The 26,819-nt window shown below is 69.8% G+C and carries 29 protein-coding genes; 13 read left to right on the top strand and 16 right to left on the bottom strand.

The features are described from left to right. From CLM62_RS01305 to CLM62_RS01290, 4 genes are all read left to right on the top strand, one after another. Positions 1–3,406, top strand: a 3,406-nt coding sequence (locus tag CLM62_RS01305; RefSeq protein WP_257003600.1) for a multifunctional oxoglutarate decarboxylase/oxoglutarate dehydrogenase thiamine pyrophosphate-binding subunit/dihydrolipoyllysine-residue succinyltransferase subunit, incomplete at its 5' end; no start/stop codon positions are given. Positions 3,407–3,590: 184 nt separating this feature from the next. Beyond that, complete coding sequence (locus CLM62_RS01300; protein ID WP_095748019.1) at positions 3,591–3,770, top strand: DUF6104 family protein; 180 nt, start codon at positions 3,591–3,593, stop codon at positions 3,768–3,770. A 121-nt stretch (positions 3,771–3,891) separates the two neighbouring features. Next, the gene (locus CLM62_RS01295) at positions 3,892–4,905 is read left to right on the top strand and encodes a DUF4097 family beta strand repeat-containing protein (RefSeq protein WP_095748030.1); all 1,014 of its coding nucleotides are present in this window, start codon (positions 3,892–3,894) and stop codon (positions 4,903–4,905) included. A gap of 1 nt (position 4,906) precedes the next feature. Next, a complete protein-coding gene (locus tag CLM62_RS01290) occupies positions 4,907–5,971 on the top strand; it encodes a PadR family transcriptional regulator (RefSeq protein WP_095748018.1) in 1,065 nt (354 codons plus the stop codon). A 117-nt stretch (positions 5,972–6,088) separates the two neighbouring features. Here CLM62_RS01290 and CLM62_RS01285 read toward each other — a convergent pair whose 3' ends face one another. The 4 genes from CLM62_RS01285 to CLM62_RS01270 form a co-directional block, all read right to left on the bottom strand. After that, positions 6,089–6,688: a Clp protease N-terminal domain-containing protein gene (locus CLM62_RS01285; RefSeq protein ID WP_095748017.1), complete on the bottom strand. Its 600-nt coding sequence runs from the start codon at positions 6,686–6,688 to the stop codon at positions 6,089–6,091. Further along, positions 6,688–6,897, bottom strand: a complete 210-nt coding sequence (locus CLM62_RS01280; protein WP_095748016.1) for a helix-turn-helix domain-containing protein — start codon at positions 6,895–6,897, stop codon at positions 6,688–6,690. Before CLM62_RS01280 ends, CLM62_RS01285 begins: the two co-directional genes overlap by 1 nt. 108 nt (positions 6,898–7,005) lie before the next feature. Further along, positions 7,006–7,971, bottom strand: a complete 966-nt coding sequence (locus CLM62_RS01275; protein ID WP_095748015.1) for a zinc-binding dehydrogenase — start codon at positions 7,969–7,971, stop codon at positions 7,006–7,008. 219 nt (positions 7,972–8,190) lie between these two features. Continuing rightward, positions 8,191–9,414, bottom strand: coding sequence for an NADP-dependent malic enzyme (locus CLM62_RS01270; RefSeq protein WP_095748014.1), 1,224 nt, complete (start codon positions 9,412–9,414; stop codon positions 8,191–8,193). Between the two features lie 661 nt (positions 9,415–10,075). On the opposite strand from CLM62_RS01270, the gene CLM62_RS01260 reads away from it, so the two are divergent. The 3 genes from CLM62_RS01260 to CLM62_RS01250 are packed head-to-tail and all read left to right on the top strand — an operon-like array spanning position 10,076 to position 12,771. Next, positions 10,076–11,038, top strand: a complete 963-nt coding sequence (locus CLM62_RS01260) for an ABC transporter substrate-binding protein (RefSeq protein WP_095748013.1) — start codon at positions 10,076–10,078, stop codon at positions 11,036–11,038. 32 nt (positions 11,039–11,070) lie between these two features. Continuing rightward, positions 11,071–12,000 (top strand): amino acid ABC transporter permease, encoded by a 930-nt coding sequence (locus CLM62_RS01255; protein ID WP_095748012.1) that lies wholly within the window; start codon positions 11,071–11,073, stop codon positions 11,998–12,000. 18 nt (positions 12,001–12,018) lie between these two features. After that, a complete protein-coding gene (locus CLM62_RS01250; protein WP_095748029.1) occupies positions 12,019–12,771 on the top strand; it encodes an amino acid ABC transporter ATP-binding protein in 753 nt (250 codons plus the stop codon). A 65-nt stretch (positions 12,772–12,836) separates the two neighbouring features. On the opposite strand, the gene CLM62_RS01245 is transcribed toward CLM62_RS01250, so the two are convergent. Further along, positions 12,837–13,607: a trans-aconitate 2-methyltransferase gene (locus CLM62_RS01245; RefSeq protein WP_095748011.1), complete on the bottom strand. Its 771-nt coding sequence runs from the start codon at positions 13,605–13,607 to the stop codon at positions 12,837–12,839. 115 nt (positions 13,608–13,722) lie between these two features. Between CLM62_RS01245 and CLM62_RS01240 the strand changes: the two genes are divergently transcribed. Next, the gene (locus CLM62_RS01240) at positions 13,723–14,352 is read left to right on the top strand and encodes an ABATE domain-containing protein (RefSeq protein ID WP_095748010.1); all 630 of its coding nucleotides are present in this window, start codon (positions 13,723–13,725) and stop codon (positions 14,350–14,352) included. On the opposite strand, the gene sodX is transcribed toward CLM62_RS01240, so the two are convergent. Further along, positions 14,256–14,690 (bottom strand): nickel-type superoxide dismutase maturation protease, encoded by a 435-nt coding sequence (gene sodX / locus CLM62_RS01235; RefSeq protein ID WP_095748009.1) that lies wholly within the window; start codon positions 14,688–14,690, stop codon positions 14,256–14,258. The genes CLM62_RS01240 and sodX overlap by 97 nt on opposite strands. A gap of 145 nt (positions 14,691–14,835) precedes the next feature. Between sodX and sodN the strand changes: the two genes are divergently transcribed. Further along, positions 14,836–15,231 (top strand): superoxide dismutase, Ni, encoded by a 396-nt coding sequence (sodN, locus tag CLM62_RS01230; protein ID WP_010040396.1) that lies wholly within the window; start codon positions 14,836–14,838, stop codon positions 15,229–15,231. Between the two features lie 352 nt (positions 15,232–15,583). Here the strand turns inward: sodN and ppk2 are convergent, their stop codons facing one another. The 3 genes from ppk2 to CLM62_RS01210 form a co-directional block, all read right to left on the bottom strand. Beyond that, positions 15,584–16,513 (bottom strand): polyphosphate kinase 2, encoded by a 930-nt coding sequence (ppk2, locus tag CLM62_RS01220; RefSeq protein ID WP_095748008.1) that lies wholly within the window; start codon positions 16,511–16,513, stop codon positions 15,584–15,586. Between the two features lie 65 nt (positions 16,514–16,578). Next, positions 16,579–16,809: a hypothetical protein gene (locus CLM62_RS01215; RefSeq protein WP_095748007.1), complete on the bottom strand. Its 231-nt coding sequence runs from the start codon at positions 16,807–16,809 to the stop codon at positions 16,579–16,581. Between the two features lie 18 nt (positions 16,810–16,827). Next, on the bottom strand, positions 16,828–17,982 hold the full coding sequence (locus CLM62_RS01210; RefSeq protein ID WP_095748006.1) for an inorganic phosphate transporter: 1,155 nt from the start codon (positions 17,980–17,982) through the stop codon (positions 16,828–16,830). A 175-nt stretch (positions 17,983–18,157) separates the two neighbouring features. Between CLM62_RS01210 and CLM62_RS01205 the strand changes: the two genes are divergently transcribed. Next, on the top strand, positions 18,158–18,898 hold the full coding sequence (locus tag CLM62_RS01205) for a VOC family protein (RefSeq protein ID WP_095748005.1): 741 nt from the start codon (positions 18,158–18,160) through the stop codon (positions 18,896–18,898). A gap of 27 nt (positions 18,899–18,925) precedes the next feature. Here the strand turns inward: CLM62_RS01205 and CLM62_RS01200 are convergent, their stop codons facing one another. From CLM62_RS01200 to CLM62_RS01185, 4 genes are all read right to left on the bottom strand, one after another. Then, positions 18,926–19,177 (bottom strand): hypothetical protein, encoded by a 252-nt coding sequence (locus CLM62_RS01200; RefSeq protein ID WP_257003599.1) that lies wholly within the window; start codon positions 19,175–19,177, stop codon positions 18,926–18,928. A 194-nt stretch (positions 19,178–19,371) separates the two neighbouring features. Next, positions 19,372–19,785 carry a YciI family protein gene (locus tag CLM62_RS01195; protein ID WP_095748004.1) on the bottom strand — a complete coding sequence of 138 codons (414 nt, stop codon included), beginning with the start codon at positions 19,783–19,785 and terminating at the stop codon, positions 19,372–19,374. A gap of 120 nt (positions 19,786–19,905) precedes the next feature. Continuing rightward, positions 19,906–20,190 carry a hypothetical protein gene (locus CLM62_RS01190; RefSeq protein ID WP_095748003.1) on the bottom strand — a complete coding sequence of 95 codons (285 nt, stop codon included), beginning with the start codon at positions 20,188–20,190 and terminating at the stop codon, positions 19,906–19,908. Positions 20,191–20,216: 26 nt separating this feature from the next. After that, entirely contained in the window at positions 20,217–20,801 is a 585-nt protein-coding gene (locus CLM62_RS01185; protein ID WP_095748002.1) for a dihydrofolate reductase family protein, read from the bottom strand. A gap of 112 nt (positions 20,802–20,913) precedes the next feature. On the opposite strand from CLM62_RS01185, the gene CLM62_RS01180 reads away from it, so the two are divergent. Then, positions 20,914–21,504, top strand: a complete 591-nt coding sequence (locus CLM62_RS01180) for a TetR/AcrR family transcriptional regulator (RefSeq protein ID WP_095748001.1) — start codon at positions 20,914–20,916, stop codon at positions 21,502–21,504. Between the two features lie 52 nt (positions 21,505–21,556). Here the strand turns inward: CLM62_RS01180 and CLM62_RS01175 are convergent, their stop codons facing one another. From CLM62_RS01175 to CLM62_RS01165, 3 genes are all read right to left on the bottom strand, one after another. Continuing rightward, positions 21,557–22,159 carry a GNAT family N-acetyltransferase gene (locus CLM62_RS01175; protein WP_095748000.1) on the bottom strand — a complete coding sequence of 201 codons (603 nt, stop codon included), beginning with the start codon at positions 22,157–22,159 and terminating at the stop codon, positions 21,557–21,559. 199 nt (positions 22,160–22,358) lie between these two features. Further along, a complete protein-coding gene (locus CLM62_RS01170) occupies positions 22,359–23,444 on the bottom strand; it encodes a family 2 encapsulin nanocompartment cargo protein polyprenyl transferase (protein WP_095747999.1) in 1,086 nt (361 codons plus the stop codon). Between the two features lie 112 nt (positions 23,445–23,556). Continuing rightward, the gene (locus CLM62_RS01165; RefSeq protein ID WP_095747998.1) at positions 23,557–24,963 is read right to left on the bottom strand and encodes a family 2B encapsulin nanocompartment shell protein; all 1,407 of its coding nucleotides are present in this window, start codon (positions 24,961–24,963) and stop codon (positions 23,557–23,559) included. Between the two features lie 291 nt (positions 24,964–25,254). Between CLM62_RS01165 and CLM62_RS01160 the strand changes: the two genes are divergently transcribed. Together CLM62_RS01160 and CLM62_RS01155 are read left to right on the top strand one after the other, a co-directional pair. Next, positions 25,255–25,845 (top strand): N-acetylmuramoyl-L-alanine amidase, encoded by a 591-nt coding sequence (locus CLM62_RS01160; protein WP_095747997.1) that lies wholly within the window; start codon positions 25,255–25,257, stop codon positions 25,843–25,845. 36 nt (positions 25,846–25,881) lie between these two features. Continuing rightward, positions 25,882–26,775, top strand: a complete 894-nt coding sequence (locus tag CLM62_RS01155) for a 1-aminocyclopropane-1-carboxylate deaminase/D-cysteine desulfhydrase (protein ID WP_095747996.1) — start codon at positions 25,882–25,884, stop codon at positions 26,773–26,775. Positions 26,776–26,819 lie beyond the last annotated feature (44 nt).

Here is a 26,819-nt window from a genome sequence, read left to right as displayed (position 1 = left end):
GGCCAAGGCCGAGCCCGCCGCCGCGTCCCCGGACGGCGCCGGACCGGAGCTGGTCACGCTGCGCGGCCCCGCCGCCGCGGTCGCGAAGAACATGAACGCCTCGCTGGAGCTGCCGACCGCCACCTCGGTCCGCGCGGTCCCGGTGAAGCTGCTCTTCGACAACCGCATCGTCATCAACAACCACCTCAAGCGCGCCCGGGGCGGGAAGATCTCCTTCACGCACCTGATCGGGTACGCGATGGTGCAGGCCATCAAGGCCATGCCGTCGATGAACTGGTCGTTCGGCGAGAAGGACGGCAAGCCGACCCTCGTCAAGCCGCCGCACGTCAACCTCGGCCTCGCCATCGACCTGGTCAAGCCGAACGGCGACCGCCAGCTGGTCGTCGCGGCGATCAAGAAGGCCGAGACGCTGAACTTCTTCGAGTTCTGGCAGGCCTACGAGGACATCGTCCGCCGCGCCCGCGACGGCAAGCTGACGATGGACGACTTCACCGGCGTCACGGTCTCCCTGACCAACCCGGGCGGCCTCGGCACGGTCCACTCGGTGCCGCGCCTGATGCCCGGCCAGTCGGTCATCATGGGCGTCGGCGCCATGGACTACCCGGCGGAGTTCCAGGGCACGTCCCAGGACACGCTCAACAAGCTGGGCATCTCCAAGGTCATGACGCTGACGTCGACGTACGACCACCGCGTCATCCAGGGCGCCGCGTCCGGCGAGTTCCTGCGCCAGGTCGCGAACCTCCTCCTCGGCGAGAACGACTTCTACGACGAGATCTTCGAGGCCCTGCGCATCCCCTACGAGCCGGTCCGCTGGCTCAAGGACATCGACGCCTCGCACGACGACGACGTCACGAAGGCAGCCCGCGTCTTCGAGCTGATCCACTCCTACCGGGTCCGCGGCCACGTCATGGCCGACACCGACCCGCTGGAGTACCAGCAGCGCAAGCACCCCGACCTGGACATCACCGAGCACGGCCTCACCCTGTGGGACCTGGAGCGCGAGTTCGCCGTCGGCGGCTTCGCCGGCAAGTCGATGATGAAGCTGCGCGACATCCTCGGCGTGCTGCGCGACTCGTACTGCCGCACCACCGGCATCGAGTTCATGCACATCCAGGACCCCAAGCAGCGCAAGTGGATCCAGGACCGCGTGGAGCGCCCGCACTCCAAGCCGGAGCGCGAGGAGCAGCTGCGCATCCTGCGCCGGCTGAACGCGGCGGAGGCCTTCGAGACCTTCCTGCAGACGAAGTACGTCGGCCAGAAGCGCTTCTCCCTGGAGGGCGGCGAGTCCGTCATCCCGCTGCTCGACGCGGTGCTGGACTCGGCCGCCGAGTCCCGTCTCGACGAGGTCGTCGTCGGCATGGCCCACCGCGGCCGCCTCAACGTCCTGGCCAACATCGTCGGCAAGTCGTACGCCCAGATCTTCCGCGAGTTCGAGGGCAACCTCGACCCGAAGTCGATGCACGGCTCCGGCGACGTGAAGTACCACCTGGGCGCCGAGGGCACCTTCACCGGCCTCGACGGCGAGCAGATCAAGGTCAGCCTGGTCGCGAACCCCTCGCACCTGGAGGCCGTGGACCCGGTCCTGGAGGGCGTCTCCCGCGCCAAGCAGGACATCATCAACAAGGGCGGTACGGACTTCACGGTCCTGCCGGTGGCGATCCACGGCGACGCGGCCTTCGCGGGCCAGGGCGTGGTGGCCGAGACCCTCAACATGTCGCAGCTGCGCGGCTACCGCACCGGCGGCACGGTCCACATCGTCATCAACAACCAGGTCGGCTTCACGGCGGCGCCGGAGTCCTCGCGCTCGTCCATGTACGCCACCGACGTGGCCCGCATGATCGAGGCCCCGATCTTCCACGTGAACGGCGACGACCCGGAGGCGGTCGTGCGTGTCGCACGCCTGGCCTTCGAGTTCCGCCAGGCGTTCAACAAGGACGTGGTGATCGACCTCATCTGCTACCGCCGCCGCGGTCACAACGAGTCGGACAACCCGGCCTTCACCCAGCCGCTGATGTACGACCTGATCGACAAGAAGCGCTCGGTGCGCAAGCTGTACACCGAGTCGCTGATCGGCCGGGGCGACATCACCCTGGAGGAGGCCGAGCAGGCCCTCCAGGACTACCAGGGCCAGCTGGAGAAGGTCTTCACGGAGGTCCGCGAGGCCACCTCGCAGCCGCTGCCGGCGGAGCCCACGGACCCGCAGGCGGAGTTCCCGGTCGCGGTCAACACCGCGGTCACCACGGAGGTCGTCAAGCGGATCGCCGAGTCCCAGGTCAACATCCCCGACCACATCACCGTCCACCCGCGTCTGCTGCCGCAGCTGCAGCGCCGGGCGTCGATGGTCGAGGACGGCACGATCGACTGGGGCATGGGCGAGACCCTCGCGGTCGGCTCCCTCCTGCTGGAGGGCGTCCCGGTCCGGCTGTCCGGCCAGGACTCCCAGCGCGGTACGTTCGGCCAGCGCCACGCGGTGATCATCGACCGTGAGACGGGCGAGGAGTTCACGCCGCTGATGTACCTCGCGGAGGAGCAGGCGCGTTACAACGTCTACAACTCCCTCCTCTCCGAATACGCGGTGATGGGCTTCGAGTACGGCTACTCGCTGGCGCGTCCCGACGCGCTGGTGATGTGGGAGGCGCAGTTCGGCGACTTCGTCAACGGCGCCCAGACGGTCGTGGACGAGTTCATCTCGTCGGCGGAGCAGAAGTGGAACCAGACGTCCGGCGTCGTCCTGCTCCTGCCCCACGGCTACGAGGGACAGGGCCCGGACCACTCCTCGGCCCGCCCGGAGCGCTTCCTGCAGCTCTGCGCCCAGAACAACATGACGGTCGCGATGCCGACGTCCCCGTCGAACTACTTCCACCTCCTGCGGTGGCAGGTGCACAACCCGCACCACAAGCCGCTGGTCGTCTTCACCCCGAAGTCGATGCTGCGTCTGAAGGCCGCGGCGTCGAAGGCGGACGAGTTCACGACCGGTCAGTTCCAGCCGGTCATCGGGGACGCGTCGGTCGACCCGGCCGCGGTCAAGAAGGTCGTCTTCACCGCGGGCAAGGTCTACTACGACCTCGAGGCCGAGCGTCAGAAGCGCGGCGCCAAGGACACGGCGATCATCCGCATCGAGCGCCTGTACCCGATTCCGGGTGCCGAGCTCCAGGCGGAGATCGCCAAGTACCCGAACGTCGAGAAGTACCTGTGGGCCCAGGAGGAGCCGGCGAACCAGGGCGCATGGCCCTTCATCGCCCTCAACCTGATCGACCACCTCGACCTCGCGGTCGGCGCGGAGGTGCCGCACGGCGAGCGGCTGCGGCGGATCTCCCGCCCGCACGGCTCTTCGCCGGCGGTGGGCTCCGCGAAGCGGCACCAGGCCGAGCAGGAGCAGCTGGTGCGTGAGGTGTTCGACGCGTAGTCCTCATCGGCACTGCGGAAAGGCCCGGTCCCGGCTTTCGGGGGCCGGGCCTTTCCCTGTCCCTTCGGCGCCTTTCCCTGTCCCTACGGCCTCACGGCCTCCGGGCCCCGTACCCAGTCCTTAGGCTGATTCCGGCACCACCATCCCGTCACCACCATCCCGTACGAACGCAGGAGAACAACCCATGTACTTCACCGACCGCGGAATCGAGGAACTTCAGAAGCGGCGCGGCGAGGAGGAGGTCACCCTCGAGTGGCTCGCCGAGCAGCTGCGGACCTTCGTCGATCTGAACCCGGACTTCGAGGTGCCGGTGGAGCGACTGGCGACGTGGCTGGCCCGGCTGGACGACGAGGACGACGAGTAGGGGGCTTCGTGGTTGTCGCTGCCTGATGGCCGCCCAGAGTGTCTTGACTTTCCGTGTGCGCGATATATCGTGAATAGCGAGGAGACGCGATATGGCGCGTCGCGACGGGGAGGTCAGCACCATGTCCGAGTGGTCCGTCACGGAGCCCGCGAAGCTCACGTTCGACGATCCCGTCACGGCCCTCCACGTACGCATCGTCGACGGAACGGTGAACGTGGTGGGCACGGACGAAGGTTCCGCCCGCCTGGAGGTCTCCCGCATCGAGGGCCCACCCCTGGTGGTGACGCAGGAGGACGGCACGCTCACGGTGGCGTACGACGACCTGCCGTGGAAGGGATTCCTGAAGTGGCTCGACCGCAAGGGCTGGCGGCGCAGTGCCGTCGTCTCCCTGGCCGTGCCGGCCGAGACCCGCGTCGAGGTGGGCGTGGTCAGCGCCGGTGCCGTCGTCTCCGGGGTGCGCGGGACGTCCGTGGTGAAGGGCGTCTCCGGTGACACGACACTCGTCGGGCTGTCCGGCCCGGTCCGCGCCGACACGGTCTCCGGGAACCTGGAGGCCCAGGCCGTCACCGGAGACCTGAGGTTCAACTCCGTCTCCGGCGACCTCACCGTGGTCGAGGGCTCCGGCCCCTCCGTGCGGGCCGACTCGGTCAGCGGCTCCATGATCGTCGACCTCGATCCGGACGGCCCCACCGATGTGCGGCTGACCAGCGTCTCGGGCGAGATCGCCATCCGGCTGCCGCATCCGGCGGACGCGGAGGTAGAGGCGAACACCGCGAGCGGCACGATCTCCAACGCCTTCGACGGCCTGCGGGTGCACGGCCAGTGGGGCGCGCACCGGATCACCGGCCGCCTCGGCACGGGCAGCGGCAAGCTGCGGGCGACGACCGTCTCCGGCTCCATCGCGCTGCTGCGCAGGCCGCCCCGGGAGGACGAGGACGAGCGGTGGGACGACGCCGGGGACTCCGGCATACAGGCGGAGGACACCAGGTCCGGCACCGGATACCCGACGGACAGTCCGCAGGGCGACCGGGCGGACGGCCCACAGGGCGACTCGGGAGACAATTCCGCTTCCGGCCCGGGCGACGGCTCGACCAGCGCCCCGGCCGACAGCACGACCGACAAGAAGGTGCTCTGACATGCCTGCCGTCTTCGCCCACGGCCGCCTCCGTCTCTACCTGCTGAAGCTGCTGGACGAGGCCCCACGCCACGGCTACGAGGTGATCCGCCTCCTGGAAGAGCGCTTCCAGGGCCTGTACGCGCCGTCGGCGGGCACCGTCTATCCCCGCCTGGCCAAGCTGGAGGCCGAGGGCCTGGTCACCCACACCACCGAGGGTGGCCGCAAGGTGTACGCCATCACGGACGCGGGCCGCGCCGAACTGGCCGACCGCAGCGGCGAACTGGCCGACCTGGAGCTGGAGATCCGGGAGTCGGTCGCGGAGCTCGCCGCCGAGATCCGGGCCGATGTGCGCGGTGCGGCGGGAGACCTGCGGCGCGAGATGCGGGCGGCGGCCTCCGAGGCGCGCCGCGGGGGCGGACCCCGGGCCGGTGGCGAACAGGAGGGCCCCTTCGGGGATTTCGGGGAGCACGCCGACAAGGAGGCCTGGCGCGCGGCCAAGGAGGAGATGCGCCGCGTCAAGCAGGAGTGGAAGGAGCAGGCCCGGCGCGCCAAGGACGAGAGCCGCCGGGCCCGCGAGGAGGCCCAGCGGGCCCGCCGCCAGGCCAAGGAGGCGCAGGAGCGGGCCCGGGCACAGGCGCAGGAGGAGGTGCAGCGCATCGCCCGGCGTGTCCAGGAGCAGGTCCAGGACCACTTCACCCGGGGCGACTGGCCGACAGGCGTGCGCGAGGGCCTGACGGAACTGGCCAAGGAGTTCGGCGAGTTCGGAAAGGACTACGGCAAGGAGTTCGGGAAGGACCTCGGCTTCGGCCGGGGCCACGGCAACGCGGAGAAGGCGGCACCGGCCGCCGAGTACTCGCACACCCCGGAGGACTTCCCGGCGGAGTACGAGCCGACCTGGGCCCACGAGGACTCCACCGGCGACCCGGCCCGCGACCTGGACCGTCTGCTCGACCGCTTCCGGGACGACATCCGCGACGCCGCCCGGGACCACGGCATCACACCCGACCAGCTCCGCGACGCCCGCCGCCACCTCTCGACGGCGGCGGCACACATCGGGGCCCTGCTACGTGCCCCGAAGGCCTAAGGGTCCTTGCGCTATGCCCGGGAGCATCGTTCACGCGGTCGACGGGCGGCGGCCCACCCAGCAGCCCGCCGCCTTCCCCGCACCTCTCCCTCCCCGCCCCTCTCCCACACGCACCGGTCAACCAGCCTTGGCCTCTCCCCCGCCGTACAGCACCCGCGTCAGCGCTTCGTACGTCGCCCCGTGGTCGGCGAGAACCTCCGCGGGGACGCCGGGCCGGACGGTGAGGGCCAACAGGATGTGTTCGTCGCCGATGGTGGGGGTCCCCCCGCGCGAGTGGATTCGAGCGTGGGGGAGGTCCTGACGGGCGACGGCGATGCGCAAGGCCTTCTCCAGCACCTCCTTGGCGCCCCGGCTGAAGGACCGGCGGCCCGCCCACCACCCCTTGTCCTTCCGGTCGCCGGACATCGCCCCGACGCCATGCACCTCCTCGACCCGGGCGACGATCTCCGAGACGTCGATCCCCAGGCCCGCCAGGGCATCGGCCTCGGCCTGGGACAACCCGGCACGCCGCCGCGCCTCGACCAGCGCCGCCCGGACCTCTTCCCTGCGCTCCCCCAGCCCGACCGCGGCCAAGGCGAACGAGGCACGACTGCCCTCCCGGTCGAGCAGAGCAAGCAGCACATGCTCCGCGTCGACGGTCTGCACCCCCGACCCTTCCGCGTGCTCGACCGCCCCCCGCACCACGTCCCGGGCGTCCCTCGTGAACCGCTCGAACATCAATGCCTCCCGTACTTCTTGTGCACGGCCTGTCTGCTCACTCCGAGTTCCGCGGCGATCTCCTGCCACGACCAGCCCTGATTGCGCGCACTGCGCACCTGCACGGCCTCCAACTGCTCCAGCAGCCGGCGCAGCGCGGCGACGGCCCGCAGCCCGATCCGGGGATCGCGATCACCCGCACGCTCGGCGAGATCCGTTGCTTCACTCATGACGTCAACCTACGTTGACACGACTCATCTGTCAACCATCGTTGACAGGCGCACACGCCGACGGCCGGCCCGGGAAGAACCGGACCGGCCGTAAGTCAGCAGGAACCGCTAGCCGTTCGTGAGGACGATCTTGCCGAACTGCTCCCCGGACTCCATCCGTTCGAAGCCCTCGCGGGCCCGGTCCAGAGGCAGCACCTCGTCGATGACGGGGCGCACACCGGTGGCGGCGCAGAAGGAGAGCAGGTCCTCCAGTTCGTCCTTGGTCCCCATCGTCGACCCCACGATCTTGAGCTCCAGGAAGAAGATCCGGGTCAGTTCGGCATGCGAGGGCCGGTCGCCGCTGGTGGCACCGGAGATGACGAGTGTGCCCCCCGGCTTCAGCGACTTGACCGAGTGCGACCAGGTGGCGGCGCCCACGGTCTCGATGACGGCGTCGACGCGCTGCGGCAGCCGAGCCCCCGATTCCAGGGCCTCCACGGCCCCCAACTCGACCGCCCGCTTCCGCTTGGCCTCGTCCCGGCTGGTGGCGAAGACCCGCAGACCGGCCGCCTTCCCGAGCACGATCGCGGCCGTGGCGACACCGCCGCCCGCGCCCTGAACGAGCACGGAGTCACCGGGCCTGACGCCCGCGTTCGTGAACAGCATCCGATACGCCGTCAGCCAGGCCGTGGGCAGACAGGCGGCCTCCTCGAAGGAGAGCTCCTTGGGCTTCGGGAGCACGTTCCACGTCGGTACGGCGACCTGCTCGGCGAACGTCCCCTGGTAGCGCTCGGTGAGGATGGAGCGGGGCTCCTTGGGGCCGATGCCGTGCCCGCTCTGTCCGATGACGGAGTGCACGACGACCTCGTTGCCGTCCTCGTCGACGCCGGCGGCGTCACAGCCGAGGATCATCGGCAGCTTGTCCTCCGCGAGGCCGACGCCGCGCAGGGACCACAGGTCGTGATGGTTGAGGGAGGCGGCCTTGACGTCGACGACACTCCAGCCGGGGCGGGCCTCGGGAGCCGGACGCTCTCCCGATTCAAGGCCGGAGAGCGGCTGGTCGCGGTCGATTCGGGCGGCGTAGACAGCGAACATGACCTTGACGATAGGCTCCGCCGGCGGTGCGGGGAACCAGGAGGTGCTGTGACACACGCCCCGTTGCCGGGGTGGGTCCAGTCACCCCACGTTTCACCACCCGACTCGGTCGGCCAAGAAGTGCCCCGAGGCTCCCACCCGAACAACCGCACCCGACAAAGAAGCGGCCCCGCCCAAACGGACGGGACCATCACAACTCGGCTCAGCTCCGTGCAACGGCTACCGCCGAGCAACCCCCTCCGCCCGAGCCGCCGCAGCCACAGCCGCCGTAACAGCCGGAGCCACCCGCTCGTCGAACGGCGACGGAATCACGTAGTCCGCGGCCAGGTCGTCCCCGACCACCGCCGCCAGCGCCTCGGCCGCCGCCAGCTTCATCCCCTCGGTGATCCGGGAGGCCCGCACCTGCAACGCCCCCGCGAAGATCCCTGGGAACGCCAGCACGTTGTTGATCTGGTTCGGGAAGTCCGACCGCCCGGTGGCCACCACGGCCGCGTACTTGTGCGCCACATCGGGGTGCACCTCGGGATTCGGGTTGGCCATGGCGAACACGAACGCCCCCGGAGCCATCGACGCCACCGCGGCCTCCGGCACCGTACCGCCCGAAACCCCGATGAAGACGTCGGCGCCTTCCAGCGCCGCCTCCAGCGAGCCGACGATCCCCGCCTTGTTCGTGAACGAGGCCAGTTCCCGCTTGACCGATGTCAGATCGTCCCGGTCCCCCGACACGATCCCCTTCCGGTCCGCGACGGCGACATCCCCGATCCCGGCCTCGACCAGCATCTTCGCGATGGCGACGCCCGCCGCCCCCGCACCCGAGATGACGGCCCGCAGCTCCCCGATCCCACGACCGGTCAGCTTCGCCGCGTTCCGCAGCGCCGCCAGCGTCACGACCGCCGTACCGTGCTGGTCGTCATGGAAGACCGGAATGTTCAGCCGCTCCTGCAGCTTCCGCTCGATCGCGAAGCACCGCGGCGCCGAGATGTCCTCCAGGTTCACGCCACCGAAGGACGGCGCGAGCCGCACCACGGTCTCGACGATCTCGTCGACCTCCGTGCAGTCCAGCGCGATCGGAACCGCGTCCACGCCCCCGAACTGCTTGAACAGGATCGCCTTCCCCTCCATCACCGGAAGGGAGGCCTCGGGCCCGATGTCCCCGAGCCCGAGCACGGCCGTACCGTCCGTCACGACGGCGACCACCGACGACTTCCACGTGTAGTCGTGGACCAGGTCCGGCTGCTCCGCGATGGCGCTGCACACCTTCGCGACGCCGGGCGTGTACGCCAGGGACAGGTCGTCCTTGTCGCGGACCGGCACGGTGGCCTGCACGGCCATCTTGCCGCCGCGGTGCAGCGCGAACGCCGGATCGAAGGAATCGAGGGGCTCGGCCCCGCCCTCCTGCTCCGTACTGCTGTCGCTGCGAGGATTGACGATCTCCGCTGCCACTTTGTTCTACCCCTTAGGTCTTCATGGTTTGAGGGTGGCCACTCCTGGTTGAGAAGTGGGCGGGCACCGCGTACGGCCCTGATGGTGCTGCGCACGGGATACGCACGGGCACATACGCGACGGGCGCGCCGCACACGCGCCCTGAGCCCCGGATGAGGGGTGTAAAGAACCTTCTTACCGGACGGACGGCGCCGACGACGAGTCGATTCCGCGCAACGCTTGCAAGATCACACGCCGTACCGCGGAACCGGGGCGAACGCCTACATGCCGGTGACATGAATCATGACGGCATTCCCGGCACAAGCCCTCAAGGCTCCTTGACGGCCGCTGGAGGGGCGCTCAACCGGCCCCGACCAGCACGGACCCGATCGCCCTCATCCCGAGACGCACCGAAGATCTTCCGGCCGGAAGGACAGATTCCCGCAGATGGTGCGGTCGGGATGTACCGACCTGGTGTGGTTCGGGGGTCGCCCGTTATCCGATTTTGACATGGCGGGCCCCCTGAATGGCTTCGTCCGAATGGCAAGATGCCGTAATCACACGAGGTCGCGACACTCGAAGGCGTGTGCTCTCGTCGACCCAGGACCCAAGGCACCTGTCGAACCCCTCGTCAGCTGCCCGCCCCATCGGCAACTCCACCCATCCGCCGGAGGAACCCACCATGACCGCAAGCTCCACCCGTCGTACGACCGCCGCGCACAACCGGCTAGCAGCGGTCGGTGCGATCGCGGTCGCAGGCGCTCTGCTGCTCACCGGTTGCGGTGACCAGACCAAGGACAGCGGCTCGGACAGCACCGAGACCGCCTCGGCGCCCTCGGCCCCGCTGGCCGACAAGCTGCCGCAGTCGATCCGCGACAAGGGCACCATCAAGGTCGGTTCCGACATCGCGTACGCGCCGGTCGAGTTCAAGGACAGCTCCGGCAAGACGGCCGGCATCGACCCGGACCTCGCGGCCGCGATGGGCAAGCAGCTGGGCGTGACGTTCGAGTTCGAGAACGGCACGTTCGACACGCTGATCACGGGTCTGCGCTCGAAGCGGTACGACATCGCCATGTCCGCGATGACCGACACCAAGGACCGCCAGGAGGGCATCGACTCCGACACCGGCAAGAAGGTCGGTGAGGGCGTCGACTTCGTGGACTACTTCACCGCCGGTGTCTCGATCTACACCAAGAAGGGCGACGACCAGGGCATCAAGACCTGGTCCGACCTGTGCGGCAAGAAGATCGTGGTGCAGCGCGGTACGACCTCCGACGACCTCGCCAAGGCCGAGGCGAAGAAGTGCCCGGCCGGCAAGAAGCTGTCCATCGAGGCCTTCGACAACGACCAGCAGGCGCAGACCCGCCTGCGCGCGGGCGGCGCCGACGCCGGTTCCTCCGACTTCCCCGTGGCCGCGTACGCCGTGAAGACCTCCGGCGGCGGCAACGACTTCCAGCTGGTCGGCGAGCAGGTCGAGGCCGCGCCGTACGGCATCGCGGTCGCCAAGGACAACACGCAGCTGCGGGACGCCCTGAAGGCCGCGCTGGACGCGATCATCGCGAACGGCGAGTACGACAAGGTCATCGAGAAGTGGGGCGTCGCGGACGGCGCCGTCAAGGAAGCCACCATCAACGGCGGCAAGTGACCGCGGCCGGCGGGCACTGAAAGGCAACACCCGTGACTGTTGACATCGACAAGACGGACGGGCCGGCGGACACCCCGCCGGCCGGCCCGGAGGCCATCAAGGCCATTCCGGTCCGTCACTACGGCCGGTACGTCTCGGCCGTCATCGCTCTCGCCCTGCTGGGTGGGGTCGTCTACGCGTTCTCCCAGGGCAAGATCAACTGGGATGCGATCCCGGACTACTTCTTCGACGACCGTGTCCTGTCCGGCGTCGGCAAGACGCTCCTGCTGACCGTCCTGTGCATGGTGATCGGCGTCATCGGCGGCATCCTGCTCGCCGTGATGCGGCTGTCGAAGAACCCGGTGACCTCATCCATCGCTTGGTTCTACATCTGGTTCTTCCGCGGCACCCCGGTCCTGGTGCAGCTGGTGGTCTGGTTCAACCTGGGCCTGGTCTTCGAGTACATCAACCTCGGGCCGGTCTACAGGGACGAGTGGTCGGACTTCATGACCCCGTTCCTGACGGCGCTGCTGGGCCTCGGCCTCAACGAGGCCGCGTACATGGCGGAGATCTGCCGCGCCGGTCTGCTCTCGGTCGACGAGGGCCAGACCGAGGCGTCGCACGCGCTGGGCATGAGCCACGCCAAGACGCTGCGCCGGATCGTCATCCCGCAGGCGATGCGCGTGATCGTGCCGCCGACGGGCAACGAGGTCATCAACATGCTGAAGACGACCTCGCTGGTGTCGGTCGTCCAGTACTCCGAGCTGTTCCGCGTGGCCCAGGACATCGGCCAGACCTCCGGCGCCCCGGCCGAGATGCTGTTCCTGGCGGCGGCCTGGTACCTGCTGCTGACCTCGGTCTTCAGCGTCGGCCAGTACTACCTTGAGAGGTACTACGCCCGCGGCTCCAGCCGAACTCTTCCGGACACGCCGTACCAGAAGATCAAGGCGAATCTGCTGTCCCTCGGAAGCTGGAGGCGTTGACCGATGAGCACCATCCCCATGGTCAAGGCCGAAGGTGTGCACAAGTCGTTCGGCCCGCTCGAAGTCCTCAAGGGCATCGACCTGGAGGTCAAGTCCGGCGAGGTGTTCTGCCTCATCGGCCCCTCCGGCTCCGGCAAGTCGACCTTCCTGCGCTGCATCAACCACCTGGAGAAGATCAACGCCGGGCGTCTGTACGTCGACGGTGAGCTGGTCGGCTACCGCCAGAAGGGCGACAAGCTGTACGAGCTGAAGGACGCCGAGGTCGCGGTCAAGCGCCGGGACATCGGCATGGTCTTCCAGCGCTTCAACCTGTTCCCGCACATGACGGCCGTGGAGAACGTCATGGAGGCGCCGGTTCAGGTCAAGGGCGTGAGCCGGGCCCAGGCCCGGGAGCGGGCGCAGCAGCTGCTGGAGCGGGTCGGGCTGGCCGACAAGGCGCAGAACTACCCCTCGCAGCTCTCCGGCGGCCAGCAGCAGCGTGTGGCGATCGCCCGTGCGCTGGCGATGGACCCGAAGCTGATGCTGTTCGACGAGCCGACCTCGGCTCTCGACCCGGAGCTGGTCGGCGACGTCCTGGACGTCATGCGCGACCTCGCCGAGTCCGGCATGACGATGATCGTCGTCACCCACGAGATGGGCTTCGCCCGGGAGGTCGGCGACAGCCTGGTCTTCATGGACGACGGCGTGGTGGTCGAGTCCGGCGACCCGAGGGACGTCCTGACGAACCCGCGGCACGAACGGACGCAGTCGTTCCTGTCGAAGGTGCTGTAGCGGGCCGGCGCGATCGGAGAAGGGGCGGTACGGGGATCCCCGTACCGCCCCTTCTCATGCCTGCGCTACTTCAGCGCCAGCAGCAGCGTGTCCGAGGGCGAGCACCACACCGGCCGTGCCTCCCCGAACCCCTTCTCGCGCAGCACGCGCGTGTGCCACGCCGCCGACGGCATGTCGCCGTCCGCGTGTTCGCCGTAGATCTCGAAGCGCTGGGCCGTCGGCTCGGCCAGGACCGGATCCTTGGCCGCCACCTGCCACCACTCGGACCAGTCGAGGGCCCCGTCCCGCTTGGCCTGATCCATGCGGGCGTGTCGCAGTGCGCGCTCCGCCGCGTTGATCCGGGGAGTGGTGTCGTCGATCATGTGGTCCGCGTTCATGAAGACACCGCCGTCGCGGACGAGCTCCGCGACCTGACCGTAGAGGGCCGCGAGGGGTTCGCTGTGGAGCCAGTGCAGGGCCGTGGCGGTCAGGACGGCGTCGTACGACTCGTACGGCAGCCTGGCCGGCCAGTCGGGGTCCTTGAGGTCGGCGGTGACGAGGGTGACCCGCTCGTCGCCCGCGAAGGTGCCCTCGGCGATGGCGAGGAGCGCGGGGTCGAGGTCGACGCCGGTGCTGGTGGCCTCCGGGAACCGGGCGAGCAGCCGGGCCGTGATGGTTCCCGTACCGCACGCGAGGTCCAGCACGCGCGGCGCGGTGCCGACGAGGGCCTCGACCATGTCGAGCATGACCCGGAAGCGGTCCTCCCGGTCGGGCATGTACCACTCCTGCTGGCGGTCCCAGCTCTCCTGCCAGGCCTGCCAGTCGGCGCCGGTCGTGGTGGTGTCCGTGTCCGTCATCGAGCCCCTCCGTCGCGCGATGTCATGTAACGCATGTCACGTAATACCCTGGATGCACGACCGGCTGTTACCCCGACCGCATCACGACCATAGAACGCCTCCGTAAGGACTACAAGTGGAACTGGCCTATTACTCGGATTACGCCGTACGTCTCGTCAACAGCGAGGAACCGGCCCGGGGCAAGGACTCTCTGACCTCCGTCGAGGCCGTCCGCGACCTGTTCGGCGTCAACCAGTCGGCGGCCCGCCGCGCCACCGACGCGGACGTGACGCGGTTCCGCTCGGTCCGGGCCCGGCTGCGCGCGGTCTTCGAGGCGGCTGACGGCGGCGACGAGACCCTCGCGGTGGACCTGCTGAACTCACTGCTGCTGGAGTTCCCGGTGAGCCCGCAGATCTCCGGCCACGACTTCCGGGACGACGACGGCCGCCCGCTGTGGCACATGCACCTGGCGGACCACCCGTCGAACGCGACGGCGGGCTACGCGGCGATCGCCGCGATGGGGCTCGCCTTCCACCTCACCGAGTACGGCGTGGACCGCCTCGGCCTGTGCGAGGCGGCGCCGTGCCGCAACGCCTACCTGGACACGTCCACGAACCGCTCGAGGCGCTACTGCTCCGACCGCTGCGCCACCCGCGCCAACGTGGCGGCCTACCGCGCCCGCAAACGCCTGGAGGCGGACCGGTCGGGCAGGACGGGCCTGGTGGCCGACAGCGCCCAGCGCAGCACGGCGAGCGGCGAACGCTGATCCGGCCGGCGCGGCCGGAAGCGGAAACGGACCTTGCCCAGGATCAGTTCGTCGGGCACGGGCCCGTAGTCCGTGCTGTCGCCACCGGCGTACGCGTTGTCCCCGAGCACCCACCAGCCGCCCTGGCGGCGCTCCGCCGCGCGCTTGACGACGAGCAGGTCCTGCTGGAACGGATGGCGCAGGACGACGATGTCGCCGGGCCTGATCCGGCCCCCGTGCCGCACCACGAGCCAGTCCCCGTGATACAGCGTGGGCACCATCGACGGCCCGGTCACCTCGACCCAGCCGAAGGGCTGGTCCGCCCTCCCCCGTTCGGCATCCTGCGACAGCTCCGGCATCACCCGGCACCTCCCCGGTTCGTCCTCCACCAGTCTCAGTCTCACCCCGGACTTTTGTCCTAAGCCCATGGGGGCACTCGCGAAATCCCCTCCCCCGGGGAGTAATGTCGCACCTGAGAAGACGATCACGAGGAAGGATTGCTTCATGCTTTCCCGCCTGTTCGCCCCCAAGGTCAAGGTCAGCGCCCACTGCGACCTGCCCTGCGGCGTGTACGACCCGGCCCAGGCCCGCATCGAGGCGGAGTCGGTGAAGGCCATCCAGGAAAAGATGGCCGGCAACGACGACCCGCACTTCCAGGCGCGCGCCACCACCATCAAGGAGCAGCGCGCGGAGCTCGCCAAGCACCACGTCTCCGTGCTGTGGAGCGACTACTTCAAGCCCCCGCACTTCGAGAAGTACCCGGAGCTGCACCAGCTGGTCAACGACACCCTGAAGGCCCTCTCGGCCGCCAAGGGCTCGACCGACCCGGCCACCGGACAGAAGGCGCTGGACTACATCGCCCAGATCGACAAGATCTTCTGGGAGACCAAGAAGGCCTGACCACCAGTCAGCCTCCCCGACCGGCGATCGGTGCACCATCGCGGGTCGACGGGCATCTGGAAGGGGCTCGGTCGGATTCGGTCCGGCCGGGCCCCTTCGGCGTCCCGGCGCTTGGGCGCGTGCCCTCACCGACGGCAGACGAGGATGCCGCCGCGACAACCGACCTCGAACGCCCCGTGCCGGGCGACGTGGTCGGCGACGATGGCGCGGGCCCGCTCGATGGTCGCGTCGAACGGCGTCGTGCTGGTCCGCCCACGCCCGGTAGGAAGCCATGTGCGCGATGACCGGCTCGGGATCGTGGACCGTGATGGTTGGAGGGGTAGGGCCCGCGCCTGCCCCACCCCCGCGCCGGTCAGCCGTCGCCGACCCCGGCCTCCTCGATCGCGTCGGCCGTGTCGTCCTCCCCCGCCTCCAGCAACCCCGCCGCCGCCCCCACGACGCGTGGATCGGGGATGCCGACGACCTCGTCGTCCTTGCCCGTGTAGTCGAAGCGGGCCAACACGCTGCGCATGGCCTCGACGCGGGCCCGTTTCTTGTCGTTGCTCTTGACCACCGTCCAGGGCGCGTACTCCGTGTCCGTCTCGCGGAACATGGCGACCTTGGCGGCGGTGTAGTCGTCCCAGCGGTCCAGGGAGGCGAGGTCCATGGGGCTGAGCTTCCACTGCCGTACGGGGTCGATCTGGCGAATCGTGAAACGGGTGCGCTGCTCTCCCCGCGACACCGAGAACCAGAACTTCACCAGATCCACGCCGTCGTCCACGAGCATCCGCTCGAACAGCGGCGCCTGACGCATGAAGCGCCGGTACTCGTCGTCCGTGCAGAAGCCCATGACCCGCTCCACGCCGGCCCGGTTGTACCAGGACCGGTCGAAGAGCACGATCTCGCCCGCGGTCGGGAGGTGTTCGACGTATCGCTGGAAGTACCACTGGCCGCGCTCGCGTTCGGTGGGCTTCTCCAGGGCCACGACGCGCGCGCCCCGGGGGTTGAGGTGCTCCGTGAAGCGCTTGATCGTGCCGCCCTTGCCTGCCGCGTCCCTGCCCTCGAAGACGATGACGAGCCGGCGTCCCGTCTCCTTGATCCAGCTCTGCAGCTTCAGCAGTTCGATCTGCTGGAGCCGCTTGTGCCAGTCGTACTCCTTGCGCTCCATGCGGTGCGCGTAGGGATAGTTCTCCCGCCAGGTGTCGACCGGGCTTCCGTCCGGCTGGATGAGTACGGGATCGTCGTGGTCGCTGTAGTCGACCTTCAGGTCGGCCAGTTCGGACAGCAGGGGCGGCGAGGTCATCGCGTCCGTCCTTCCTCCCGGTCACGGTGGACCGGTCTCGGTGGACCGGTCTCGGTGGACTGGTCTCAGTGGAACTGAGGCACGATCAGATAGATGCCGTACGCCACCACCGCCGCGCAGGCGAGGAAGCACAGGCCGGCCTGGGTGAGGGCGACGGCGGATGTGCCGTTCTGTTCCCGGGCGTCCTCGTAGCGGGCGAGGCCGAGGATGCCGACGGCGAAGACGACGACCACGGCGACGGTGACGCCGATGCTCACCGCGGTGACCTGGCCCAGTGCGGTCCAGTCGAGACTCATGCTGTGAACTCCCGTGACTCAGGCGGCCGCACCGACGTTCGTCGGCGTGGTGGCTCGGACGGCGACCTCGTGGGCGTCGTTGACGTTGTTGGCGTGCACCGGGTTGCGGCGGGAGAGGGCCACGATGCCCGCGGCGACGGCCGCGCCCACCAGGGCGACGACGACCGTGCCGGCGTTCCCCCCGTGCTTGACCACGCTCGCGGAGACACCGCCGACCAGCGCGGCGGCGGGCAGCGTGACCAGCCAGGCGATCACCATCCGGCCGGCGACGCCCCAGCGGACCTCCGCCAGCCGCCGGCCCAGCCCCGCGCCGAGGATGCTGCCCGAGGCGACCTGCGTGGTGGACAGGGCGAAGCCGAGGTGCGCGGAGGTCAGGATGACGGTCGTGGAGGCGGTCTCCGCGGCGAAGCCCTGCGGCGACTGGATCTCGGTCAGGCCCTTGCCCATCGTGCGGATGATCCGCCAGCCACCCAGATACGTGCCAAGGCCGATCGCGAGGCCCGCGGACGCGATCACCCAGAACGGCGGGCCGGCGTCGTGGCCGAGCGCCCCCGCGGAGATCAGGGTCAGCGTGATGACGCCCATGGTCTTCTGCGCGTCGTTCGTGCCGTGCGCGAGCGAGACCAGTGAGGCCGAGGCGATCTGCCCGAGCCTGAAGCCCCGGGTCACCGACTGCTTTCGGGCACGGGCGGTGAGCCGGTAGGCGAAGTACGTCGCGATCAGCGCCGCGACCCCGGCCACCAGCGGCGAGGCCACCGCCGGGATCAGCACCTTCTCGACAACCTTGTCGAAGTGCACGCCGTCGGAGCCGGCACCGACCCAGACCGCTCCGATCAGCCCGCCGAACAGCGCGTGCGAGGAACTCGACGGCAGTCCGACCAGCCAGGTCAGCAGATTCCACAGGATCGCCCCGACAAGGCCCGCGAAGATCATTCCAGGCGTGACGAGGGTGTCGTCCACGATGCCGCCGGAGATCGTCTTCGCGACCTCCGTGGACAGGAAGGCGCCGACCACATTGAGGATCCCGCTGATCAGTACGGCCGTTCTGGGCCGCAGCGCCCCTGTGGCGATGGAGGTGGCCATCGCGTTCGCCGTGTCGTGGAACCCGTTGGTGAAGTCGAAGGCGAGCGCCGTGACGATGACGACGGCCACCAGGAACGTGATGTGGTCCATTCCTTAATGCAAACAAGCGGAAGGCAATCCCAGGCGAACTGAAGGCAAAGGCTGTTCCAGGACCACGCGCCGGAGTGATGGAGGGCGTGCGACGCTGACGTGGTGACTCGCCACCCCGCCACCCCGCCGCCCCGCCGCCCCGCCGCCCCGCCGCCCCGCCGCCTACGATCACGCCATGAGCATCCGCTGGACGTACGCCTTCGTCGACCGGCCCCACGACGTGTTCGGCAGGGCCGGTGAGTTCTGGACCGCGGTGACGGACACGCGGCTGTCCGAACTCCGGGGCGAGCGGGACGAGTTCGTGACCCTCGTGCCGGGCGAGGGCGACGCGTGTGTGAAGGTCCAGGGCGTCGTCGACGGCTCGGGCGGGGCGCATCTCGACTTCGCCGTCGAGGACGTACCGGAGTTCGTCGTGTCGGCGCTACGGCTCGGCGCGAAAGCGGTGGCCGACCACGGCACGCTGGTCGTGCTGCGCTCCCCCGCCGGGCAGTTGTTCTGCACGGTGCCGTGGCGCGGCGAGTCGGTCCGGCCGCCGGTCGTGCGGGGCAGCTGCCTCGACCAGGTCTGCGTCGACATCCCGCCTTCCCTCTACGACGCCGAAGTCGCCTTCTGGAGCGGCCTGTTGCCCGAGTGGCAGTCGCTGCCCGGCTCGCTCCCCGAGTTCCATGTGATCAAGCCGCCGCCCGGCCTGCCGATCCGCATCCTCCTCCAGCGCCTCGACGAGGAACGGCCCCTCTCCGCCCACCTGGACCTGGCCTGCGCCGACATCGAGGCCACCCGCGCCGCCCACGAACGGCTCGGTGCGCGCCTGGTAGCTCATGGCAGCCACTGGACGGTGATGCGGGACCCGGCGGACGGCCTGTACTGCCTGACGGGACGCGATCCGGAGACGGGCGGGCTGCCCAGCGGGTCCTGAAGAGCACCAGCGGGTCCTGAAGAAGCACTAGCGGGTTCTGAAGAAGCAGAGGACGTCCGTCGAACCGTCCTCGTCGGGCGTGGGGCTCGGGCACAAGCTCTCCCACCCCTCCGGAAGCGAAGGCGTCGGGGTGGCCTCCTGGCGGCCGTACGGCGTCGGCGGCTCGGCCGCGTCCCGCAGCAACAACGTGAACCCGCCCCCGACGGCCACGGCGACCACCCACACCACCACGACCCACCGCCACACCCGGCGACGCGGCCCTTCCCCCGTCATGCCCATGCCCCCTCCCGCATGGGTGCACGCTAGCGCCTGTACGGCGGATCAGGCCGCAGGAAGCGGATCAGGTCGCAGGAAAGCGACGGTGCCTAGTCCCTCAATCGCGCCGCCCGCCCCTGCAAGTACCGCTGCTCCGGCAGGCTCAGGGTCCGGGCGGCCGCCGATTTTCTCGGTCGTGCCTGCCTCTCACGGTCTCCTCAGACGTCGCCGGCGCCTTCCATGACGGGCCGGATCACCACCGGGTAGTTGGGGGCGCCTTCCGGCTGGGGGCAGCGGGTGATGCGGTCGGCGATCTCGGTGACCCGCTCCAGGCTCGCGCACTCCAGCAGCCAGTAGCCCGCCATCAGCTCCTTGGTCTCGCTGTACGGCCCGTCGGTGATGACCGCCTTGCCGTCGTCGCCGAGCGTGACGGTGCGGGTCTGCGCCGGTTCGGCCAGGCCCTGTCCGTCGATCATCTCGCCGGTCTCCGACAGGTCGTCGTTGATCGCGCTCATGTAGGCGTACATCGCCTGGAGCTCCTGCTCGCTCCACGCCGGGGAGCCCGGGGATGCCTTGCCGCGCATCGCCTCGTAGTCCGCCTGCGTGCCCTGCACCATGACCAAGTACTTCATGAGTCCGTTCCTTCGCGTCTTCGGCGTCTTCGGCCGGACCGCCCGGGGTGGGCGGCTCTCACAGGGGACGTCGGAGCCGGTCGGGGGTTCTCGACAACTCGGCTCAGGTTTTTTCGCGACTCAGGGTTTCTTCGCGGCGGTGGTGCCGGTGCTCCTCGCGGCGGTTGTGCCGGTGCTCTTCGCGGCGGGTGCGCCGGTGCTCTTCGCGGCGGGTGCGCCGGGCTTGTGGTCGGCTGCGTCGGTTGCGGCGCCTTCCGCGCCTTCCTCGGCGTAGGCCTCGCACTCCGGGTTGCGGCACGGGCCGGGAACCCACACCGGGACCCACGCGCCCAGCGTCTTGTGGCGCCGGACGACCGTTTCGACGGGCTGTCCGCAGACGGGACAGACGTGCGTGTCGCTGTCCATGTCTTCAGGGTAGGCCTGGGCGCGGCTCAGCGCTTCCTGTTGTACGTACGAACCACGGCGCCGTTGCCGAAGCTGCGCACCGACTCCAGGGTGAACTCCGTGACCGCGAAGCCGGAGCCGAACATCGGCATGCCGGTGCCGTACACGATCGGATAGGTCTTGATGACGAGCTCGTCGATCTCGTCGATCAGCTCGCCCGCGAGCACGGACCCGCCGCACAGGTAGATGCCGAACTCGCTGTCCTCGGCCTTCAGTTCGCGGACCTTGCCGACCAGGTTGTCGGCGACGATCTCGACGTTCGGGTCCGGTGACTCCCGCAGGGTGCGGGACGCGACGTATTCGCGCAGGTGGGCGTAAGGGCTGGTGACGCCCTCCTTCAGGGCCACGTCGTAGCTGGCCCTGCCCTGGATGATCGTGTCGAACTGCTTGTTCGGCGGGTCGTCGAACCCGACGGCCCGGCGGACATGGGTCGGCATGGTCTCCGGGTACTCCTCCCTGACGAACGCGAAGTACTCCTCGTCGACGAACCGGAGCATGGCCGACGCGTCGCCGTCCGGATCCCCGATGAACCCGTCGATCGAGCAGGCGATGAAGTAGGTGAGCTTTCGCAAGCCGGTCTCTTTTCGTAGGCTGTCGCTGCAACGACTTCAGTTGTAGTACTTCGCCTGTAGTGGTCGCAAGGGAATATCCGGGGACGGGGGAAAGTGGGAGAGAGGACTCCGCATGGTCAGCAACCCTGAGCGCCGGGCCGCACTCGTCGACGCCGGCGTCGAGGTGCTCGCCCGCGAGGGAGCGCGTGGGCTGACGTTCCGCGCGGTGGACGCCGAGGCCGGCGTGCCCGTGGGCACCGCCTCCAACTACTTCACCGGCCGGGACGACCTGCTGCGGCAGATCGACGCCCGGCTGCACGAGCGGCTCGCGCCCGACCCCGAGGTGATCGCCGATCTCATGACGCGGCCGAAGGACCGCTCCCTGGTCGCCGCCTTCATGCACGACTTGATGACCCGCGCGACCCGCGACCGCACGGGCTATCTGGCCCTGCTGGAGATGCGCCTGGAGGCCAACCGGCGGCCCGAACTGCGTGCCTCCTTCACCAAGTCGGTACGTGCCGATCTGGAGGAGGGCATGGAGTTCCACCGGACGGCCGGCCTGCCCGGCGGCGACGAGACCGTCGCCGTGCTCTATCTCGCGATGCTGGGGCTGCTCCTGGAGCACCTGACGCTGCCGGACGTCCTGGAGGGCGTACTGCCCGGGGTGAGCGTGCCGGAGGGGTTGGTGGAGCGGATCGTGGAGGCGGTGGTGCCGGAGGCGTAGGGATTGTCCGGTGGATCCGGATCAGGTCGCAGACACGCCGTGCGCCTGGGTCTCAGCCGCGGGGTTCGCGCCACATCGGCCACATCCGCGGGCCGCCGTCCGGCAGGTCGAGGGGGTGACCGGCGAGTTCGAAGCCGAGGCGCTCGTAGAGCTTCCGGCTGCGGGCGTTGCTCGCCTCCAGGTAGGCCGGCACCCCGTCGCGGTCGCAGCGGTCGAGGACCGAGGTGATGAGCGCGGTGCCGAGGCCCTGGCCCTGGCGCTCCGAGGCCACCCCGATCATCCACAGGTAGGCGTGGGCGCGGCCCGAGGGATGGATGCCGGCGGTCAGCCGGCCGATCAGTTCGACGCGTTCGTTGTCCGGGTCGACGGCCGCGCGCACCTGGGCCGGGCCCTCGTCGTCGGCGTCGCCTCCGTGGTCGTCCGCGGGCACGGACAGCCACAGCGCGCACGCCGTGCCGTCCTCGGTGACGTCGATCCGCCCATGGGCGAGCACGATGTCGGTGAACGCGGCCATCAGCCTGTGGTGGGTCGTACGGCGGTACTCGTCGCCGGGGAACACCCAGCCGCTGACCGGATCGTCCTGGAAAGCCTCGTCCAGAAGCCGGACGACCAGCTCCCGGTCCCCCTCCTCGGCCGTCCGGATCGCCACGCCCATGTCCCGCCCCTTCGCCTCAACCGTCCTTGGCTGTACGGGGGTTGAGCCTACAGAGGATCGCGTGGAAACAGGCGGGCCCCGCACACCGTGGGGATGTGCGGGGCCCGCCGACCGGAGTCCGCGGTGGGCGTGCGGGGTCAGGAGCCGCACGCCCGCCGTGGCTCCGGGGCCTCGGTGACCTTCGACTGCCGTACGCCCGTCAACTGCTGCGCCGCGTCACGAACTCGGCCAGCGCGAGCAATCCGCCCGCCGCTTCCGGGTCGGACACCGCGCGGGACAGTTCCTGCATGGCGCGGGCCATCCGGTCGGCCGCCTGGACCTGCGCCCAGTCGCGTCCGCCCGCCTGCTCCACAGCCAGCGCCGTGTGCGCGAGGTCCTCCGCACCCTCCTTCTCGTACGGAACCTCGTACAGCTCTGCCAGTTCGGAGGCGGCCGGTGTGCCGGAGGCGAGCGCGGCAACCACCGGCAGCGACTTCTTGCGGGCGGCGAGGTCCGCGCCGGCCGGCTTGCCGGTGCTGCGCGGGTCGCCCCATATGCCGATCACGTCGTCGATGAGCTGGAAAGCGAGCCCGGCCTCACGGCCGAACGCGTCCAGGGCCTCGACGTCCTCCTCCGGCGCTCCCGCGTACAGCGCGCCGAGGGCGCAGGCGCACCCGAGCAGCGCGCCCGTCTTGGCCTCGGCCATGGCCAGGGCCTCGTCGAGGGTGACCTCGTCCGGGCGGCACAGCTCCATGGCCGTGTCCGCGTGCTGGCCGGCGCACAGCTCCACGACGCAGGCCGCGAGCCGGGCGGCGGCCCGCGAGGACGCCGGGTGCGGGTCCTCGGCGAGCAGCCGCAGGGCCAGCGCCTGGAGGGCGTCCCCGGCGAGGATCGCGTCGGCGTCGCCGAACACGGTCCATGCGGTGGGCCGGTGGCGCCGGGTGGTGTCGCGGTCCATCACGTCGTCGTGCAACAGCGTGAAGTTGTGGACCAGTTCCACCGCCGCGGCCGCCCGTACGGCCGCCGCCCGCGCCCGCTGTCCGCCGAGCGCGGCGGCCGAGGTGAGGACGAGTGCGGGGCGGATCGCCTTGCCCGCGTTGCCGGTCGCGGGTGTGCCGTCCGCGTGCTCCCAGCCGAAGTGGTAGAGCGCGATACGGCGCATGGAGCCGGGCAGCGACTCCAGGGCGGACCGCAGCTCGGGGTCGATCGACGCCCGAGCCCCCTCCAGGATCACCGCCGCCTCGTGCCCGTCGAGCGGCCGCTCCCCTGTGGAGCCCTGTTTCGTCTCCGTCATGAACTCGGCCATGGGTTCCCCTCGCGGAGTCCGCGGACGGTGGCGCTTGCGCTGTGGCTGGGCACATACGACCCGGGTGTACCCGCCCCGGAAGGCGGGGACACGGCTTCCAGGTGCGGAGACGTCACCTCCAGCGGCCGATCTCGACGTTCTCCAGGACACCGAGCGCGTCCGGCACGAGAACCGCGGCCGAGTAGTAGGCCGTCACCAGGTACTTGATGATCGCCTGCTCATTGATGCCCATGAAGCGCACGGACAGGCTCGGCTCGATCTCGTCCGGGATGCCGGCCTGCTGGAGGCCGATGACGCCCTGCTCGGCCTCGCCGGTACGCATGGCGATGATCGAGGACGTACGGGCCTCGGTGACCGGGATCTTGTTGCAGGGGTAGATCGGTACCCCGCGCCACGTGGGGATCCGGTTGCCGGCCACGTCGATGGTCTCGGGGACGAGTCCGCGCTTGTTGAGCTCGCGGCCGATCGCGGAGATCGCGCGCGGGTGGGCGAGCAGCAGCTTGGTGCCGCGCCGCCTGCTGAGCAGCTCGTCCAGGTCGTCGGGGCTGGGCACGCCGTCGTGCGGCTGCAGCCGCTGGTCGTACTCGCAGTTGTGCAGCAGCCCGAACTCCCGGTTGTTGACGAGCTCGTGCTCCTGGCGTTCCTTCAACGCCTCGACCGTCAGCCGGATCTGCTGCTCGGTCTGGTTCATGGGCTGGTTGTAGAGGTCGGCCACGCGCGAGTGGATGCGCAGCACGGTCTGGGCGATGCTCAGCTCGTACTCGCGGGGCCTGGCCTCGTAGTCGACGAAGGTGTGCGGGATGTCCGGCTCGCCGTCGTGGCCCGCCGCGAGGTCGATCTCCTTCTCGCCGTACTTGTTGGTGCGCTGCGAGGGGATCGAGCGCAGTTCCTGGAGGTGCTCGCTCAAGGAGTCGGAACGCTCCGCGACCTGCTCGACGTCCTGGCGGGGCAGCACGAGGACCGTGCAGGCGGTGACCGCGCGGGCCGTGTACTCCCAGATGGCGTCGGAGTCGAGCAGCGCCTGGTCGCCGAGGTACGCCCCGTCGGCGAGGACTCCGAGGGATTCATCCTCCCCGTACGGGCCCGTGCCGAGCTTCTCCACCCTGCCGTGTGCCAGCAGGTACACCTCGTCGGTCGCACTGCCGAAGGAGGCGATCACCTCCCCCGCGGCGAACTCCCGTTGCTCGCAGCGGCGGGCGAGCTCGGTGAGCACGTCCTCGTCCTCGTACGACCGCAGCGCGGGCAGTTCGCGCAGTTCGGCGGGGATCACCTCGACGCGGTCGCCGGTCTTCACGAATGTGACCCGGCCGTCCCCGACGGCGTAGGTCAACCGCCGGTTCACCCGGTAGGTGCCGCCCTGCACGTTCACCCAGGGAAGCATGCGCAGCAGCCAGCGGGAGCTGATCTCCTGCATCTGAGGTACGGACTTGGTGGTGGTGGCCAGGTTCCGCGCGGCCGCTGTGCCGAGGCTCTGCTGCGGCCGGTCCTGCTCGGTGCGGACCTCTTCGCCTACCGACATAAGGAATTGCCCTCCCGGTCATGCACCGGCACCGATCTGCGCCGGGCATCGATCTGCACGGACAAGCCTCCAGCACGGAGCGCGCCGGTGCTATTACACGAAAGAGCGGGAATGGATCACCGCTGACTGGGCACATATGGGGATCCTGTCCAGCGGACGGAGCGGACGGAAGTTGTCCGGATCGGCTCGCACGCCGTGCGAACGATTAGTCCGGATCCTCCGGTTCCGGTACAAGCAGCGGTACCAGACGGCCGCGTACGGCGGCCGACGCGCAGTACGAAGGAGGCGATCATGGCCTCACCCATGTCCGCGGGCAAGTTCCTGGCCGGGCTGAAGGCGGAGGGACTCACCGTCGTCGAGGTCGGCGACTGGGAGCACCACAACCGCAACCACAAGGGCCCTTGGGGGCCTGTCCACGGCGTGATGATCCACCACACGGTGACCAAGGGCAGCGAGCGGACGGTGACACTCTGCCGGGACGGCTACGCGGACCTGCCGGGGCCGCTGTGCCACGGCGTCATCACCAAGGACGGCCGGGTCCATCTCGTCGGCTACGGCCGCGCCAACCACGCCGGCCTCGGCGACGACGATGTGCTGCGCGCGGTGATCTCCGAGAAGGCGCTACCGCACGACAACGAGACCAACACCGACGGCAACCGGCACTTCTACGGCTTCGAGTGCGAGAACCTCGGCGACGGCAAGGACCCCTGGCCCGCGGTCCAGCTGGAGGCGATCGAGAAGGCGGCCGCCGCGATCTGCCGCCACCACGGGTGGACGGAGCGGTCGGTCATCGGCCACCTGGAGTGGCAGCCGGGGAAGGTGGACCCGCGGGGCTTCACGATGGCGTCGATGCGGGAGCGGATCCGGGAGCGCCTGAAGTAATGGCACACGCGACCGACCAGCGGTGACAATGGAGCCGTGACCAGCCTCGACTCCCTCCAGCCCCGGCTTCCGTCACCGCTGCAGGAGATCGAGGACCCCCGGTTCACTCACCGCCGCGTCCGCCTCCTGCTCAAACGTGACGACCTCATCCACCCGGAGCTGATCGGCAACAAGTACCGCAAACTCGCGCCGAACCTCACCGCCGCGGCCGGCCGTGCCGTCGTCACCTTCGGCGGCTCGTACTCCAACCACCTGCGTGCCACGGCCGCCGCGGGGCGCCTGCTCGGTCTGCCCACCGTCGGTGTGGTCCGCGGCCAGGAGCTGGCCGACCGCCCGCTGAACCCGTCGCTGGCCCGGTGTGCGGCCGACGGCATGCGGCTGCACTTCGTCGACAGGTCGACATACCGCCGCAAGACCGAGCCGGAGACTCTGGCGGCCGTCCTGCGTGCGGCGGACGCCGAGGGCGCGTACGTCGTCCCGGAGGGCGGCAGCAACGCCGAGGCCGTCCGGGGATGCCGCACGCTCGGCGAGGAACTGCGCGGGCGGGCCGACGTCGTCGCGCTCGCCTGCGGCACCGGCGGCACCCTGGCGGGCCTGGCCGCCGGGCTGGCCCCCGACCAGCGTGCGCTGGGCGTCCCCGTCCTCAAGGGCGGTTTCCTCACCGCGGACATACGGGCCCTGCAGCAAGAGGCCTTCGGCGGCCCCCGAGGCACCTGGCACCTCGACGACCGTTTCCACTTCGGCGGCTACGCCCGCACCACCCCCGCGTTGGACGCCTTCGCCGAGGACTTCGAGGACCGCCACGGCCTGCCCGTCGAGCGTCTCTATGTCGCCAAGTCGCTGTACGCGCTGGCAGCCCTGGCGGAAGAGGGCGCCTTCGCGCGCGGGACGACGATCGCGGCCGTCGTGACCGGCCGCCCGTTCCCCTGAGACTTCCCCCGAGACGCACGAAGACTTCCCCTGAGCCGCACGAG

It is taken from the genome of Streptomyces sp. SA15 (assembly GCF_002291145.1).
Taxonomy (GTDB): domain Bacteria; phylum Actinomycetota; class Actinomycetes; order Streptomycetales; family Streptomycetaceae; genus Streptomyces.
This window is presented reverse-complemented; position numbering and strand designations above follow the sequence as displayed.

Coding starts and splice junctions, on each gene's coding strand:
- CLM62_RS01285 (WP_095748017.1), bottom strand. CDS start 6,688: ATGTTCGAGCGGTTCACGAGGGACGCCCGGGACGTGGTGCGGGGGGCG.
- CLM62_RS01200 (WP_257003599.1), bottom strand. CDS start 19,177: ATGGGCATGACGGGGGAAGGGCCGCGTCGCCGGGTGTGGCGGTGGGTC.
- CLM62_RS01275 (WP_095748015.1), bottom strand. CDS start 7,971: ATGTTCGCTGTCTACGCCGCCCGAATCGACCGCGACCAGCCGCTCTCC.
- CLM62_RS01170 (WP_095747999.1), bottom strand. CDS start 23,444: ATGGCCGAGTTCATGACGGAGACGAAACAGGGCTCCACAGGGGAGCGG.
- CLM62_RS01300 (WP_095748019.1), top strand. CDS start 3,591: ATGTACTTCACCGACCGCGGAATCGAGGAACTTCAGAAGCGGCGCGGC.
- CLM62_RS01165 (WP_095747998.1), bottom strand. CDS start 24,963: ATGTCGGTAGGCGAAGAGGTCCGCACCGAGCAGGACCGGCCGCAGCAG.
- CLM62_RS01215 (WP_095748007.1), bottom strand. CDS start 16,809: ATGAGTCTCGACTGGACCGCACTGGGCCAGGTCACCGCGGTGAGCATC.
- CLM62_RS01245 (WP_095748011.1), bottom strand. CDS start 13,607: ATGACGGACACGGACACCACCACGACCGGCGCCGACTGGCAGGCCTGG.
- sodN (WP_010040396.1), top strand. CDS start 14,836: ATGCTTTCCCGCCTGTTCGCCCCCAAGGTCAAGGTCAGCGCCCACTGC.
- CLM62_RS01190 (WP_095748003.1), bottom strand. CDS start 20,190: ATGGACAGCGACACGCACGTCTGTCCCGTCTGCGGACAGCCCGTCGAA.
- CLM62_RS01260 (WP_095748013.1), top strand. CDS start 10,076: ATGACCGCAAGCTCCACCCGTCGTACGACCGCCGCGCACAACCGGCTA.
- sodX (WP_095748009.1), bottom strand. CDS start 14,690: ATGCCGGAGCTGTCGCAGGATGCCGAACGGGGGAGGGCGGACCAGCCC.
- CLM62_RS01210 (WP_095748006.1), bottom strand. CDS start 17,982: ATGGACCACATCACGTTCCTGGTGGCCGTCGTCATCGTCACGGCGCTC.
- CLM62_RS01205 (WP_095748005.1), top strand. CDS start 18,158: ATGAGCATCCGCTGGACGTACGCCTTCGTCGACCGGCCCCACGACGTG.
- CLM62_RS01280 (WP_095748016.1), bottom strand. CDS start 6,897: ATGAGTGAAGCAACGGATCTCGCCGAGCGTGCGGGTGATCGCGATCCC.
- CLM62_RS01160 (WP_095747997.1), top strand. CDS start 25,255: ATGGCCTCACCCATGTCCGCGGGCAAGTTCCTGGCCGGGCTGAAGGCG.
- CLM62_RS01195 (WP_095748004.1), bottom strand. CDS start 19,785: ATGAAGTACTTGGTCATGGTGCAGGGCACGCAGGCGGACTACGAGGCG.
- ppk2 (WP_095748008.1), bottom strand. CDS start 16,513: ATGACCTCGCCGCCCCTGCTGTCCGAACTGGCCGACCTGAAGGTCGAC.
- CLM62_RS01290 (WP_095748018.1), top strand. CDS start 4,907: ATGCCTGCCGTCTTCGCCCACGGCCGCCTCCGTCTCTACCTGCTGAAG.
- CLM62_RS01180 (WP_095748001.1), top strand. CDS start 20,914: ATGGTCAGCAACCCTGAGCGCCGGGCCGCACTCGTCGACGCCGGCGTC.
- CLM62_RS01250 (WP_095748029.1), top strand. CDS start 12,019: ATGGTCAAGGCCGAAGGTGTGCACAAGTCGTTCGGCCCGCTCGAAGTC.
- CLM62_RS01295 (WP_095748030.1), top strand. CDS start 3,892: ATGTCCGAGTGGTCCGTCACGGAGCCCGCGAAGCTCACGTTCGACGAT.
- CLM62_RS01175 (WP_095748000.1), bottom strand. CDS start 22,159: ATGGGCGTGGCGATCCGGACGGCCGAGGAGGGGGACCGGGAGCTGGTC.